The following is a 13,543-nucleotide window of genomic DNA, read 5'->3' on the forward strand; positions in this document are numbered from 1 at the left end:
ACGGCAAAGCTCAACGACATCGATCCGCAGGCGTGGCTCGCCGACGTTCTTGCCCGCATCGCTGACACGCCGATTATAAGGCTGGAGCAGTTGCTTCCGTGGAATTGGACGCCGCCGACCGTCAACGCTCAAGCTGCCTGACCTGTGGCCTTCACCGGAGGCTTACATCGCGGACGACGTGATGTTCACGAAAGAATACGAAGGCTCTGGTAATTTTGACTTGTTCCCTGTGCCACCGTTGTCCTCACCGTTCCACTCACTTTGCAGAATAAGACAGGTTGCATACGGTCGATCCGACCTTGGTGAGCTTGATCGCTTCCGCGCCGTGACTCCAGTCCGAAATGTTGATCTTGCCCGCCGACATGGCGTGCGGGACGCCGTAGCGACTTGTCAGCGCTTCAACCAAGGAGTCACATGAGCCTATTTCGGTCGGATTGAACATTACGTAGCGTAGCTTCCTATCCACATCGAATAGAAGCAATGTTTGACCTGAAACGCCCTCTACCGCGTGCGAAAGCTTGATTAAAGGCGCGTACTTCTTGCCCGCGTGCTCATGAATTTCTTTGCTTTGAGGTGGATATTGGACAGCGCCATCGAGCACGGCCATGGCCTCATTCGGCGACATGCCCCATTGCGTGGCTTCCCACCCCGCATCAGCCGGCGCAGCGAGAACAAGCGCGAATATGATAGCCGCGAAACTGGAGCGCATTCTCATCACCATGGCATCATCCTTTCATTCACTTCAATCTAGGTCGAACCTCAAGCAATAGACGTTGTTCGACGTAATTTTAAAGAGTTGAGACAAAACATTTTTCTTTGCCCGTATCGGGACGTTACTGACAAATCTGACCATTCCCGCATATTAAATCTTTAACGATCTTGAACAAACTTTGCGAAATTAATCGCCAGCTTCCGAACAGCTCGCCTGAACACTCTGCCCTCACCTGTCGACTTTGCTACGAGAAAAGCCGACCCCTCTTCCGTTCTAAAATGCTCGATCAAAAGACTCAACTCAATGTCAGACAATGTTCCGTATCTAGCCGCGGTCGTTTCTAGCACTCGCTCAGAAAGCCGACTTTCGCGGAGTCTATTCTTCAGTTGTGACAGTGCCGCTTCAACAGAAGTCTTCGGCAAGACTGGCACTAACAGGGCTTCCACCAGCAAGAGGAGATTGCCGTTGACATCTCGTGGGGTGGTCAGCGTCGCCAGCTCACGGTAAAGCCTGCGGCGGTTCTCTGAGAGAGTTGCTATTTCGCTCGCTGCTGCCCTATAGCGCTTGTCGCGTTCATCACCGCGCGCCACGACCACTTCAGCTGCGGTGACTTTCAACCCGAGTTCGGACGTCCTGAAGGCCAAAATCTCCGGAATTGCAGTCGGCGCAATTTCCTTTGAAAACTCTAGCCGGAAGGCTTGGGTCAATCGAGCAGGCGAAAGTTCGTCGTTTGCCGCAGTTTCCCATGCCGTCATAACGCTTTCGTCAGCGCCAAGTTGTCGCGCAACCTCTGATGCTGTTTCCGGCGCACCAGCAAACGAACTAGCTAACCCACTTAACTCGAAAACCTTGTCACCATCGCTTTCGGCGAGGGCGGCCGGCCCTACCAATAGCGTCATGGCGACCAGGACAGCGTGTGCCGCCAAACGTTTTATCGCTTCGTAGTGTTGGGACATGAGTGTCTCCTCCTGCGCATCGGCTGCGTTCAAGCTAATTCTCGGAACCCGGGGGCACATACGGACACCGACCCAGAAACGTTTTGCGGGTCGGCACGTGGGATGTGGAGATGATGCTCTCCATAATTTCACCGGGAGAAGTCTCATAGGCATAAGGGGTGTCACTGGACCTGCCTTCGTTAGAGCGGTTTTCGATTGGACGTATCCGCATCGACCAACCTTGGTCAGGAACGCTTCTCGTTGTCACGAATTACGAATGGCTTGATCTTTATGCCAGCATCCAAAGCTCCATTGTCTTCTTGAAACGCTGAAAGTTGCTCACTTCGCGTGGCCTGAAAAAAGGAAGAGACGACCCAGGATTGGCTCGACGCTTGTGAAGTTCCAGAAAACTTTTTTGGCGCGCGCCAAGGCCTCTCCACGGTCAGCCGTCTAACCTTTGGTTAGAGGAGAACATCATGCTCAGACAACTAACGCTGATTTCGATTGTAGCGGGAATTTGGTCGCTCCCGTTGGGTGGTGTGGCGCAAGAAATCTCTGTCCCTTCTGTGACAACTGCGAGCCCCGGCTACCTGTTTCCCAATGATCAGTACCAGCGCAAACGGCAGCAGCAGGTGCGCAAAGCGCGAAAAGCAGACGTCCCTGCGAGCCAACTCAAACTGGATAAGGCAGCGCATCGAAGGATACAGGCTTCCATAAAGGCACTTGTGCCGGAATATCAGCGGCGAGCCAAGCGGGATGGAGAGGTCAAGGCGAACGCATGGATCCGACAGCAGGCATTCCTGCTCGGGCAGCGCGAAGCCGAGAAGATGAAGCGCCGATTACGACAGAATCAATAAGCGCTTTCGGCACGGCCATCCTCATTTGCCCTCGATGTTCAGCTCAAGCGAACCCTTATCTGCGCAGTGACCGCGACCATCGCTTGATCAGTCTGACATCACCCCGTCTTGAAATCGTTTTGAAAGAAGGATCGATGTCTCGATTTTCCAAACCCATTATAGCGCTTATCCTCGCACTGGCGCCGTTCTTTTTATTCTTTGGTACAACCAACACAGTCACCGTCAACGGTGAGATCGTTCAAGACAGTCAGTTCAACCTTGGTGGACTCCTGATGGGACTGATTGGCCTCGGGTTAGCGTTTTCTGTCCTTCGGGCGCCTGCTCCGAAACACAAGGCACCAAAAGTCCTTGCTGTTATCGCCGGCCTTGCTTGCATCGTGCAGATGGCTAACGCTGTCGAACTCGTCAAATTAAACCCGCTCGACTGGATCTTTCCTGATCGCAATCTGCCGGAGCTTGTCTACTCAGGCCTCGCCGACAATGACAACATATTTCTGTCCGTTAAGACGCCGGACTCCTACAGGCGGGCTTTGATGGTGGAAAAATCGAAAATCGCCGGAAAGGCGATGGCTCATAAGACCTACGCCGATCTTTGCCATGGCAGCCGTTACCGCGTCGAGCTTGAACGCGCCAGCAACATTCCCGATTACCTCAACCCCGACGAAATCGCCTATCTGAACAAGGAAGCCAACCGCCATGCTAAAGCGGGCCCGACGGAATGCAGCCAAGCCAACTCCAAAAGGGTGATGGGACGCGAAACCGATGAAGTGAATCGAGCCATGGACCTTTTTGACCGCCTGGAGAAGGAGTATTTGGCCTCAACGACCCAATAAAGATACCGGTCGATTATGTTGAACCCCGCCGCAACGCGCAGGCGTGAAGTCAGCGGTTCACATCATTGCCAGCGCATCTTTGCGTTTGAGCTTCGCCAACCACGTTCTTGTCGTTGGCGACTATTTGCTTTTCTCATCGATCATGATTTGAGGGTCGTCACGACCGTCAAAACTCGCGTCAACAGCGAAGTAGACTAGCTCGAACCTCGCATTTCGGAATGACCATTTTGCGAGAGTATATGTATCCCCTACTCCGCGCCATTTTGCTTTCGCCGTCAGGGTCAAAGTTTCAGTGTCGAACAACGGATTGGCGACTTCACGAACCATCTCCGTTGCAGTGATGGCGACGTTCTTGACTGGCGCATTTTCTCCCTCGCCGACGTAAGTCACATCAATCTTTGGCATCGGAAATTCTACGTTGGAGAGACCTCCGTCCCGGTTCGAGAGCAAATAGACCTTGGTTTGATTATAGGCTCCTGCCTGGCAAGGAAACTCTATCAACAATTCTCCCCGCGCCGACGCGCCGTTACCAGTGGGCAGATTGTAACTGATGGGTTGGCTGGGAGAACTCTCTAAGGCGTTACAAGTTTTCGGTGGGTTCATAGCATGAAATGCAACAGCCTTTGCCAACGCATCTCGGTGCCAATCCGTCTCTGCGGCAGCAGAAGACAGCGCGAACGGGGCGGCACACACAAGCAGTAAATGTCGATACACCATCAACGCCTCCTAAACTCCGACTAAGGAGTAAGACGGTGCTTGTCGTATGAACCTTAGCCCCAGAAAGACGATGCGCTTCACCAAGGCTGGTGACTTTCGACACGTCTTACAAACGATCAGTTATGGATCCGACTAGGAGATTAGCCATGTTCCGCTCTATCCTGTCCGTCCTGGTTATCTACGCTGTTAGTTTTGCCTCACCTGCGGCGGCGAAGGACGTAAAGGACTTTCTGGGAGTTCCTGGCCCCGTCACGCTCGGCGAGCAGGTCTACACACTGTCGTGGTCGTCAAATCCTCAATCCGGCTATTTCAAGCAGGAATACTTGCCAAAAATGGCGACGACGACCGCTATAACAGTATGGTCATCCTGGAGTTTTTTGAAACAGAGCAACAACTTAGTGATGTAGTTGCCGCGCAGACGGCGATGATAGACAGGCGAAAGACCAGCGATCTCGTCGCCAATTTTTCTGTTCTCAAAAACCCAAAAACGAACGAGATCAGTCTCGATTTTCTTATGTCGTCCAAAGACAAAAGCGGAGAATACATCGTCGAATGGAATGGCTACCGCTATGCTGAAGGCAACTTCAAGGGACGTCGAGGCGTAAAACTGTTTGCTCTCAGCGAGAGAGCGTACGGCAATAAAGCATCCATGAAATTTCTTCAAGGCCTGAAAAACTTCAAAGCAAAACGGATAGCCGAACTCACACGGGCGCCAATGCCTGAATTTGTACCATCGGACTGATCCTAATGATGGATGCAGATCGCACCACCATCAGCGGAGCGTACCCGACCTTTCAAACTTTCCTAGGTTTTTTGTATGTTAGCTGAGGCGCAAATCATTTTACTTCTCGATGAGGTGATAGCGATATGCACCTGAACCGAAGGAAAACCTTTGAGAATCTTGCTGCGGCTTCTCTCTTTCTAAGCGCGTTTACCTTGTCCGCCTCGGCCGAATGCCTGCGATACGGTCCGCAGCACGCTTTAGACGGCGTTCTGAGTTTAGAAGCCGTCATACGGGCAGAGAGCGAAGCGCCTATCGAGTATCCTGTGCTGACGCTCTATGCACCAATCTGCGCCTTCCCAGACCCGGTCGAAATTGAGAACGGTGCCCTTTCGAACATCGCTCGCGTGCAGGTCATACCGCCCTTGGAGCAGAACTTTATGCCACTTGTAGGCCAGCATGTAACGGTTCGAGGCACTGTTTTTGCCGCAATCAGCCGCCAGCACGTTCTGCCAATGGTGATCGATGCAAAAGATATAAAAGCCATTAGCCCAGCCACCGAAGCTTTTCGAGCCTTCTGGTCTGAGTTCCACCAAGCCACATTGGAAAAGCGATGTGAGCAAATTGCAGCGATGGCTGCATTGCCTCTTGCCGTCTACGGTTCGCTCGACACTGACCCCGTTCAAGCACTCAGCGCGATCGAGCTTATGAAACTGTGCGGCGCAATCAGTGACGATCAAGACCACGCGATCCGGAGGATGGGCAAACAGTTGCCAGTGGATTGGCGTAGCGCACCACCTTTCGACGACCACGCGCGCCTGGGACAGTTCGAGTTCCGCTACATTGACGATACGTGGCGGTGGACAAGCTATTATCGATAGCTTTCTTCACTACAATGTGCACCTCTCAGGACGGTTTTCCGTCGACCAAACGCGCAGCTGGCAGCTGGCCTTCAAAAACTCGGCAACGCGAAGCGATCGATGTACGTGTCGTTGGCCACCCTACGGAAAGAGAAAAGGCCTGACTCGTCGGCCGACCAAACGAGATTGCCCTGACTTCGATAGTTGGTGGGCATCTCTAGTGTTGCACGGAGAACACCATCCCGAACGTCCCAGATCTGGAATTTTTGATGATTATCCTCTTTCGTCGCGTCTTCCACCAGCGCGATGTATCGACCGCTTGGCGATACGGAGAGCTTAGGCCTTGTCCAGCGACTGGAGGTAATTTCAGCAACCGCTTGCCCGCTCGTTGTGTAGATCCGAAGCGCATCGTTGTCTCGGCTCACGATTCTCTTGCCGGCGTCTGCAAATATTGCATCGAAAGGGAAAGGCGGACCGGGCTCGGGATCGCCTAGCGCAGGGCGGGGAGACTGGCGCCACGCATCTGCGGTTTCGATCTCCGCACCGTCATGCAAGGAAACAATTGAGACGCTTTCTCCCGTCTCTGCGCAATACCTGGTCGTCACGCAGTCCAGACCAGCGCGTTCACCATCCGCGGCAAGTGTAACCCGTTTAAGGCTCCCTTGCAGTCTCAAAGGGTAGCGCGCCGCCTCGCTACCGGTCTCAGGGTCCAGCCTGATCATGGCTGGAGCGTCACCATCTTCGATAACCACAGTCCCAAACAAGCTGGAGACACCATCGGCGTCGGGTGCGGACATGGTAACGCCCTCGAGCGACAGGAAATTGGCAACGACCACACTTCCGAGGCAACCGGACAGCCCCAGTAGACGATCAAGCAGTCGACAAGTGCCCAGGGACCAGTGGATGGCACCTGCAACGATGACGACAAGAACAGGCAGCAATATTGCGGCAGCGCGACGTTCCTTCATTGCGCGAGCCCCGTCCGGTATGCACGAATTTGCGTCGAGGCGTCCTCGGCGACTGGAGACGCCGTCGCGACGAAAACCAGGCTGCCATCTGGATGCCATGCCAAAGCCGGTGCCAGATCGGACACGATCTCATGCCGCGTGACGAGTTCACCACGCGCAATATCCCATATCTGCAGAACGCTGCGGATTGCCCCTTCACCGGAAAAGCGGCGCGACAAGGTTGCCAAACTTTTGCCGTCACGAGACGTCGCGGTTTGCAAGCGCGTGAAGGGCACAAATCCAGCCGGCAAGCCCAGGGACCGTCTTTGCCCCGCCAGCTCGAAATCATAGCTGGCGAGGAGGGTAGCATGAGAGGTTATGCTCACCTGCGCGCTCCCCGATCCGCGGGCGCCGTCTGCCACGGAGAAGACGACGGGGCCGGCGACAAGCGAACGCCCATCAGCGGAGAATGCCAGATCGAATGCGCGACCTTCTACACTCGGCGGCGCCTCTTCTCGCATGACCGCGCCAACCCAGTTGATCGAACCATCCTCGTCCAGCAGCGCAAGTTGGGTCGCACCAAAAGCGTCTTGGCCGGATGGTAGATCGGCCAGGTCGCAAGCGTAGAAACTGCGGCAGGTGATTGCCATGCCCTCGTTCGTTGCCGAAAGTATCAGTTGGTCCGGTCTGCCGGAAAAATCCGGCTCGATGCGGCGCACTTCTTTGCCTGCTTGCCAGTCTATGATCGCAATCTGGGCACGAACGTCAAAATCACCCTCTCGATTTGTCGCCGTGTAACGATTGCCAAGCACAACGACGTCGCCATCGGAATTCACCGCGACGGTGCTGCGCACGCTCGCGATATTATCCAGGGTGACGGAGCCAGCACAAGAACCAGATCCAAACGCGGTCTCCAGCCAACCGCAGTCGCGAAAGCCGCTAAAGGTGACAATCGCTGATCCGGAGATAATCGCTAAAACAACCAGAACCCTGCGCACCATCGCTGCCTTTCACACACAGAAGCACTGGCATTGAGACGCTCCGAGGGGCGTTGACCTTGGTCGTCCGCAACTATTTTTCGTGTGGCTGCAGCTCTTTTCGACGGCGTAAAGGATGACAGCCTCAGAAGGGTATTGATGGTCGAATCGCTCCTTCCTCTTCATACTAAGCGTTCGACTTCTCAGTGAAGCAACTGGTTGGTGGGCGTGTGCTGCCTACCAAGCCAGCGAAGAGCTGCCACCAAGGATAGGCCGATCTCAACCGTCTTACGGGTAATCCAACGGGAAAAGTCCTTATGACGAAGCGTCTGATGTCAATTTGCCGCAAGATCACTCGATCAGTGACTTTCTGCACGGTAGCTTATGCGACGGCCCTGGCAGGTCCAGCCATTTCCGGTGTTTACGAAACTGGACGCTTGGCGATCGGAAGAACCTCCGTCAACTGTGTAAAATCGCCATGCCCATGGCGTGGGATCGTGGATATTGGAAACAGTTCACGAAATCCGCTTGATCCTCTTTGGACAGGGGGACGCCTTGCCAGTGCTGAACGCATCAGATGGAGATGCCAACCGCATACGGGCCGCATGGGAGAAGCGAGAATGTCTGGTTGTCGATGGGACTTTCGATAGCCAGAAATTAATGGTCAACAGGATCCCGGGAGGTTGCCTGTGAGAACGTTCCTTCTCGCGCTAGCTGTCGCGGCTTGCATGCCGTTGGCAGCGTACGCGGACGATTCTGAAGAGTTCACGAAGGATCTTGGAAGGGTCGTCGGCGCTTTCACAGCCGCCGAGCTCTACGTCGATAAATGCAACAGTCATGACCCCGATGGGGCGTCGAGCCGCCGGGATATTCTTGCTGGCTGGGCCCATGCCAATGGGCGGCCGAGCTATGAACGCCTCATGGAAGGTCTCACCGCCCGCGCTCCTGAACTGGCCACCCAATTGGAGCCACAGAGGAGAAAGCTCGCCGCCGCCATAGAGGAGGAGATTCAAAAAGCCCCAAATGACTGCTCCGACGTCGCAAAGATTTTCAAACAAGACAGCCAATTCTCGGTAGAGAGACAGGTCCGTAAACTCATGCGCACCGCAGCGAGTATGGGTATCGACATACCGGCTGAGCCCGTGGTCGTGCCACAAGTGAAAAAAATTGAAGATATAGAGATCCTTCGTTTGGCTGCACTCTCCGCTCGTCTTGAGGCAAAGATGGCAGAGATAGGCAGCAAGCAAGGCGCACGCCGTAATCGTGATCTTAGCAGCGCACGCGAAGACCATGCCGAGCGTTGGTTAAAGTCGGATGGTGTACAAGTTTTGTTCGGACGCGTTGTCAGTGATGACGAACTCCGGGAATGGCGGGATGACCGGCAGTCGTCCTTCAGTGTGCAATGCAAGAGTTTCGCTGACACGGCCCATGAGGCAAACGCCGCGCGGGCGGTTGGACAGGACCGCGTTGTCGTTGGAATGGTCCGCTCGGTTATTGACATCAGTTCAGGCGGAAAACTGACGCTTAACAAATGCAGGCTTTTCACTGCCGAGGAGATCGGCAGACCTTTTGTCGAGGAGGACGACTCAGCCGGTCTAATGCTCCGGCCGCTGGAGGAGAGCGAAGCCTATGCTGGACCTGATAATGGTATCCAGATGAGCAGTGTCGACCGCGTTCTTTATGAAGCCAGTTTCGATAATCGCATGGACGGGTTCGGGAATGGGTATGTCGACCGGGACGAAGCGATCTACGTCCTGCTGAAGGACGGAACTGCGTACCGGCACGATTGGAGTTTTCCTTTCACAGATCTCGCGGTTGAACGCTCCAGGCAACGAGAACCCCAGCGTTGGTTTCAGTGGACCGAACGCGACGAGAAGGTTGTGCTTACTCACCAAGCTGGCGATGATATTGGTCAGGAGATCGAACTGCAGCAGCCGCAACGGCTTGAACCAATGTCTCCTACACATCTCCACGCTCGCTATTACTACCTTCAGGTGGGAATTGGAGGCACCAGGCAGGATCGCAGTTACGTATTCGACAACAATGGAACGGTTAAATATCAGCGCAGTGGCTTCGTAGCTGGCAATGTTGGAACGAGTTATATCATCGTCAACGGGAAGAAAGAGGAAGCTGAAATTGCGAGCTATCGATTTGAGGACTTCGCCCTTGTCCTTGATCGTGCCGGTCAAACGGAGCGGCATTTCTTCGCCGTTCCGGCAGGTGCACAAGTTCCTTTGCCTGAAACCGTTATCATCCGCGGTGAAGCTTACTGGCTTGATACGAAGCGATTTCCCCAATAGGTTGCCACCGAAATTACATAGTTGTGCAAGTGCAACGCCAAACTTCACGATGCTGCTTGAAGGAGCGACGGAGGACGATATCGGGGTGCAAAGGAGCGTGGATGAGGATCATTGTCGAGGTGAGGAAAGCAAAACTGTGGTCAAACGAGCGCAGAACGGAGATGTTGCTGCGTTTGAGTACCTCGTAACGCAACATTATCGCTTTATCTACAAGACAGCGTTCCGATGGCTTGGCGACCAGACCGATGCGGAAGACGTAACGCAAACAATCTGCATGCGCCTTGCGAAGATCCTTTCTTCATTTGACGGACGGGCCAGCTTCACGAGTTGGCTCTATCGTGTAACATTGAATGCTGTTCGTGATCTGCAACGAAGCAAAGTGAGGGCGGAACGCCGCGCAGCCGAACTTTCTCTTACAGCGCAAGAGGAAACGAGTGGCGGGCAGGAGGATGCAGTGCATGTCGCCGACATCTGGAAACAGGTGCGGCAACTGCCCGACAAGCAGCGCGACGCCGTTCTTCTTGTTTACGGCGAAGAGATGAGCCATGCGGATGCGGCTCAGATCATGCAGTGCAAAGAGGTTACCGTTTCCTGGCACATTCATAATGCGCGTAAGGCGCTGAAGGGTCGCCTATGAACCAGTTTGGAAACGATCCATTCGAGCATCTTTCCCACGGACCTGTTCCGGTGCCGGATCCTGCACGCATGCGCGCGACGATCAAGGCTAGTACCGAACTCTTCGCTCAGAATGGCATTCAGGCTCGGCAAGGAAAGTTCACGGGAGGCCTCTGGCAAGGAATGACATCGTGGTTGGGCCGGTCGGGCCGATGGGCTATTCCGCTTGCCGCCGTCAGTTGTTCGGTGGTCGCAGTGGTCGTGATTATACCTGGCCATTTTTTAGTCCCGGCCCAAAAGCCATCAGATCAGCTATCGGAAGCCAGTCCGGGGTCAATGCGCCGAATGGGCGCCCAACAAACTGCCAGAGCCCCGCAGCAGAGCGCTGCGTCTCTCGAGCGATACGACTTTGATGGAATTGCCCTAGCTGTTCGCAATATGCCCGAAGCTGCCGAAATCCTCCTGAATGAACACGGAGAACAGTATCGTATCGATTTCACGATCAAAGCCCGGTCAGAGCACATAACTTTGTTCGATGCTTCTCGCTTTATAACTGGGAACGGCGAGGAAGTTCTTGCCGTCCGTTCAGGCGTCGGGTCGAAACAGCGTTGGGACGCCTTCGTTCAGAAAGATGGCCGCTATCAACGTTCAACCCAGTACACGCAACAGATCTTTGAGGCGTCGACACGCGAAGAGGTCATGCGTCGCTTATCCTACTCGTCGCCACGTTAAGCCCGCAATCGGAAAACCGCGCCGCGTGGCAGAAGTTGGGAGAAACACCCAAAGGGGAATAAATGGTTATCAAGCGACTATTTTCCGCCTTTCGCAAGAGACCGGCTACTATACGGGCGGAGGCACCTTCAGCAACCGAGCTACAAGACGCCGTGGTCCGCAGCATTGTGGATGATCGCATTAATCTGCATGACTTTGAGTGGGAGGATCGGGACTGGGTTTATATCGCAGTCAATCATGAGCTTCTCATCGAGGACGGCCGACGATCGAGCACGCAGACGGCGGTTCTGGCACATAAACCCGGCGGCAGCCTCGAAGACCTGAGTTTTCGGTTGAGCCCGACCTCAAAGCAAAAGCTCATAGCCTTGCAGGAGGCTATGCGTCAGGTCGATGAGAAACCCTGGGCGATCGTTGATATCGCAATTGAACGAGATGGACGCTACCAGTTTCATTTCAGCTACGGTGAACCTCCACGGATCAGTGGTGACCTATTGCATAGTCCTCTTACGGGACTTCTTGATCGTTACAAGTCGGAGAGAGGCCTAAAGTGACCTCACGATAGTTCCTGCCGCGTCCCCTCCCCCGCACGCCGCATCACTTCAAGTGTGTTTATCATGGTGCCATCGTCGAAATACCAAAGCGGTACCCGGCGCAAAGATGCGTCTGCCAAGCGCGCGCGCCATGGGAAGAGTGCTTCTGTGACCGGGAACATCCACGCCATCCATGAGGAAAGGGACACTTCCGGATCTCTCAAAGTGACGTCCAAGCGTGGGCCCGCGCCGGGCGCCACGTTCGTCCACGGCGCCGAAACGGTGTAGCCCAGTCCGCGAAACCGCAGACCAGAGCTGTCTAACGAGAGCTTCATGTTACTTAGCCCAACCGCAAAGAGGATCGCGACAATCGCTGGTGGGGTAATAATCCAGAAACTCCACCACCAGATTTCAGAGCCGGAAAGGATAAAGAAGATCAATGCAGCGCAAAACAGAATGGCTGCGACCGGAACGAGCGCCACAAGTCGCCATTGTGCGTTCAATCGATACTCGCGCGTCAGAGATACTGGCTGATTAGAGTGCAAAGGTGACCTCCAAAAATGCTTTTTGTTAAGACGCCCAAGGTCGAGCAAACCTTGGTGAGTGGGACAGTTCTCACCAAGGTTGTGCAGACAGGAGGCGTCTTATGTGCAGTGAATAGCGGAGACACGAATGCGCAAAATAGCACTTGCAATCGGCCTCATGGCAGTATTTTCCAACCAGGCACTCGCAAAGGACAGCACCCAATCCCTTCGTGAGGCGCTGTCGGCAATCCCTGAAAGCGGTGGTACGACACTGGCACCAATGCTGGCCTACTTCTTCGACGTACAGGCCTGGCGGGACAACGGGAAAGAAGTGCCATCTCTCGCTTCCCTGAACCGCCTCGCGCTCGCCGTGCAGATCGAGCCGTTGCAACGGTTAGATCTGAACATGCTCTCCAACTGGACGCAAAAAGCCGGGGTGCGCTTTGCTGATATCGAGTACTTCGTGGGCTTCGGAGAGCAGCCCAGGCTCGTTACCCTGTGGGGTTTAAAAGATGAGACCGCAGCCGACGGCTTGTTGACGAAACTCAAGAAAATGGATTTTGCCGAAGTACCCGGTGGTATTCCCGGTCTTCTCGGAAACGGAGGCATCGAAGGGAAGATGGACCTTCGCAAAGCCGACCCGTTTAACCCCTGGCGCGGATTTCAGGGTAAAGCATATTATGTCAAGCCGTTCGGCTCAAAACTGGTTCAGGCTTCCTCACCCGAAACCATGATCGCGTTGTCCGCGCCGAAGCAAACCATGGCCGACGCCCCGTACGTGGCGCCTGCGCTTGATGGATTGAAAGGCGCCCTGACGGGTAGCGAGGATAAGATCATTCAAGCTGTCGTCATATCACCGTCGATTGGGTTATCCGCAAGGGCCCCGGCCGGGCTCGTGACGCAGCAACCAGCCACTGCGGATGAGTTGAGAGACGGACCAACAACCAAAAGTGACGGGCTACCTCACTATCTTGGAGGGCTCATGGCAGATGTGCAACGCAAGCGGCCCGGCATGGTCGTTTCCCTGACCTATTCCAATTGTGAAATGGCCGAGCAAGCGATTAAATACCTGAAAGCGAGCGCGGTTGCTTTCGAAGCGAGCGGAATCGACGCGGAAATTGCAGGCGCGTTAGTCACTGCGTCCAAACCGTTCTGCGCGGCCACTGTCACTTTTGACACCACGGCAGATGGACAGTCGGCTAATCCCCTGTTGAGTCGTGTTATGGAGAGTTACATGAGACGAGATCTCCAGCTCCTCCGCATTGCTGAAGAGGAATAAGTCT

At 54.5% G+C, this 13,543-nt stretch carries 16 protein-coding genes; 10 read left to right on the forward strand and 6 right to left on the reverse strand.

The annotated features are described in order from the left end of the window. Positions 1-141: transposase domain-containing protein (locus MKI86_RS21660; RefSeq protein ID WP_241605015.1), on the forward strand; the 141-nt coding region annotated here is incomplete at its 5' end. A gap of 115 nt (positions 142-256) precedes the next feature. Here the strand turns inward: MKI86_RS21660 and MKI86_RS21665 are convergent. Both MKI86_RS21665 and MKI86_RS21670 read right to left on the reverse strand, forming a co-directional pair. Continuing rightward, positions 257-721 carry a hypothetical protein gene (locus MKI86_RS21665; RefSeq protein ID WP_241605237.1) on the reverse strand — a complete coding sequence of 155 codons (465 nt, stop codon included), beginning with the start codon at positions 719-721 and terminating at the stop codon, positions 257-259. 149 nt (positions 722-870) lie between these two features. After that, positions 871-1,668, reverse strand: a complete 798-nt coding sequence (locus tag MKI86_RS21670; RefSeq protein ID WP_241605239.1) for a hypothetical protein — start codon at positions 1,666-1,668, stop codon at positions 871-873. Positions 1,669-2,123: 455 nt separating this feature from the next. Between MKI86_RS21670 and MKI86_RS21675 the strand changes: the two genes are divergently transcribed. Then, positions 2,124-2,504, forward strand: a complete 381-nt coding sequence (locus tag MKI86_RS21675) for a hypothetical protein (protein ID WP_241605241.1) — start codon at positions 2,124-2,126, stop codon at positions 2,502-2,504. Next, positions 2,426-3,337, forward strand: a complete 912-nt coding sequence (locus MKI86_RS21680; RefSeq protein WP_241605243.1) for a hypothetical protein — start codon at positions 2,426-2,428, stop codon at positions 3,335-3,337. The genes MKI86_RS21675 and MKI86_RS21680 overlap by 79 nt, the downstream gene beginning before the upstream one ends. A 120-nt stretch (positions 3,338-3,457) precedes the next feature. Here MKI86_RS21680 and MKI86_RS21685 read toward each other — a convergent pair whose 3' ends face one another. Continuing rightward, entirely contained in the window at positions 3,458-4,054 is a 597-nt protein-coding gene (locus MKI86_RS21685; RefSeq protein WP_241605244.1) for a DUF1176 domain-containing protein, read from the reverse strand. A 280-nt stretch (positions 4,055-4,334) separates the two neighbouring features. On the opposite strand from MKI86_RS21685, the gene MKI86_RS21690 reads away from it, so the two are divergent. Together MKI86_RS21690 and MKI86_RS21695 are read left to right on the forward strand one after the other, a co-directional pair. Continuing rightward, entirely contained in the window at positions 4,335-4,796 is a 462-nt protein-coding gene (locus MKI86_RS21690) for an HI_0983 family protein (protein ID WP_241605246.1), read from the forward strand. A gap of 125 nt (positions 4,797-4,921) precedes the next feature. Further along, complete coding sequence (locus tag MKI86_RS21695; protein ID WP_241605248.1) at positions 4,922-5,656, forward strand: DUF4431 domain-containing protein; 735 nt, start codon at positions 4,922-4,924, stop codon at positions 5,654-5,656. 71 nt (positions 5,657-5,727) lie between these two features. On the opposite strand, the gene MKI86_RS21700 is transcribed toward MKI86_RS21695, so the two are convergent. Then, complete coding sequence (locus MKI86_RS21700; protein WP_241605250.1) at positions 5,728-6,603, reverse strand: hypothetical protein; 876 nt, start codon at positions 6,601-6,603, stop codon at positions 5,728-5,730. Next, the gene (locus MKI86_RS21705) at positions 6,600-7,583 is read right to left on the reverse strand and encodes a WD40 repeat domain-containing protein (RefSeq protein ID WP_241605252.1); all 984 of its coding nucleotides are present in this window, start codon (positions 7,581-7,583) and stop codon (positions 6,600-6,602) included. Before MKI86_RS21705 ends, MKI86_RS21700 begins: the two co-directional genes overlap by 4 nt. A 665-nt stretch (positions 7,584-8,248) precedes the next feature. On the opposite strand from MKI86_RS21705, the gene MKI86_RS21710 reads away from it, so the two are divergent. From MKI86_RS21710 to MKI86_RS21725, 4 genes are all read left to right on the forward strand, one after another. Continuing rightward, positions 8,249-9,859, forward strand: a complete 1,611-nt coding sequence (locus MKI86_RS21710; protein WP_241605254.1) for a hypothetical protein — start codon at positions 8,249-8,251, stop codon at positions 9,857-9,859. Between the two features lie 49 nt (positions 9,860-9,908). Beyond that, positions 9,909-10,496 carry an RNA polymerase sigma factor gene (locus MKI86_RS21715; protein WP_241605256.1) on the forward strand — a complete coding sequence of 196 codons (588 nt, stop codon included), beginning with the start codon at positions 9,909-9,911 and terminating at the stop codon, positions 10,494-10,496. Beyond that, positions 10,493-11,206 (forward strand): hypothetical protein, encoded by a 714-nt coding sequence (locus MKI86_RS21720; protein WP_241605258.1) that lies wholly within the window; start codon positions 10,493-10,495, stop codon positions 11,204-11,206. The genes MKI86_RS21715 and MKI86_RS21720 overlap by 4 nt, the downstream gene beginning before the upstream one ends. Before the next feature lie 62 nt (positions 11,207-11,268). Next, positions 11,269-11,757 (forward strand): hypothetical protein, encoded by a 489-nt coding sequence (locus tag MKI86_RS21725; RefSeq protein WP_241605260.1) that lies wholly within the window; start codon positions 11,269-11,271, stop codon positions 11,755-11,757. 2 nt (positions 11,758-11,759) lie between these two features. On the opposite strand, the gene MKI86_RS21730 is transcribed toward MKI86_RS21725, so the two are convergent. Then, positions 11,760-12,281, reverse strand: coding sequence for a hypothetical protein (locus MKI86_RS21730; RefSeq protein ID WP_241605262.1), 522 nt, complete (start codon positions 12,279-12,281; stop codon positions 11,760-11,762). 127 nt (positions 12,282-12,408) lie between these two features. On the opposite strand from MKI86_RS21730, the gene MKI86_RS21735 reads away from it, so the two are divergent. Then, complete coding sequence (locus MKI86_RS21735) at positions 12,409-13,539, forward strand: hypothetical protein (RefSeq protein WP_241605264.1); 1,131 nt, start codon at positions 12,409-12,411, stop codon at positions 13,537-13,539. The last annotated feature ends 4 nt before the right edge of the window (positions 13,540-13,543 follow it).

This window comes from Shinella sedimenti (genome assembly GCF_022601905.1).
Classification (GTDB): Bacteria; Pseudomonadota; Alphaproteobacteria; order Rhizobiales; family Rhizobiaceae; genus Shinella; species Shinella sedimenti.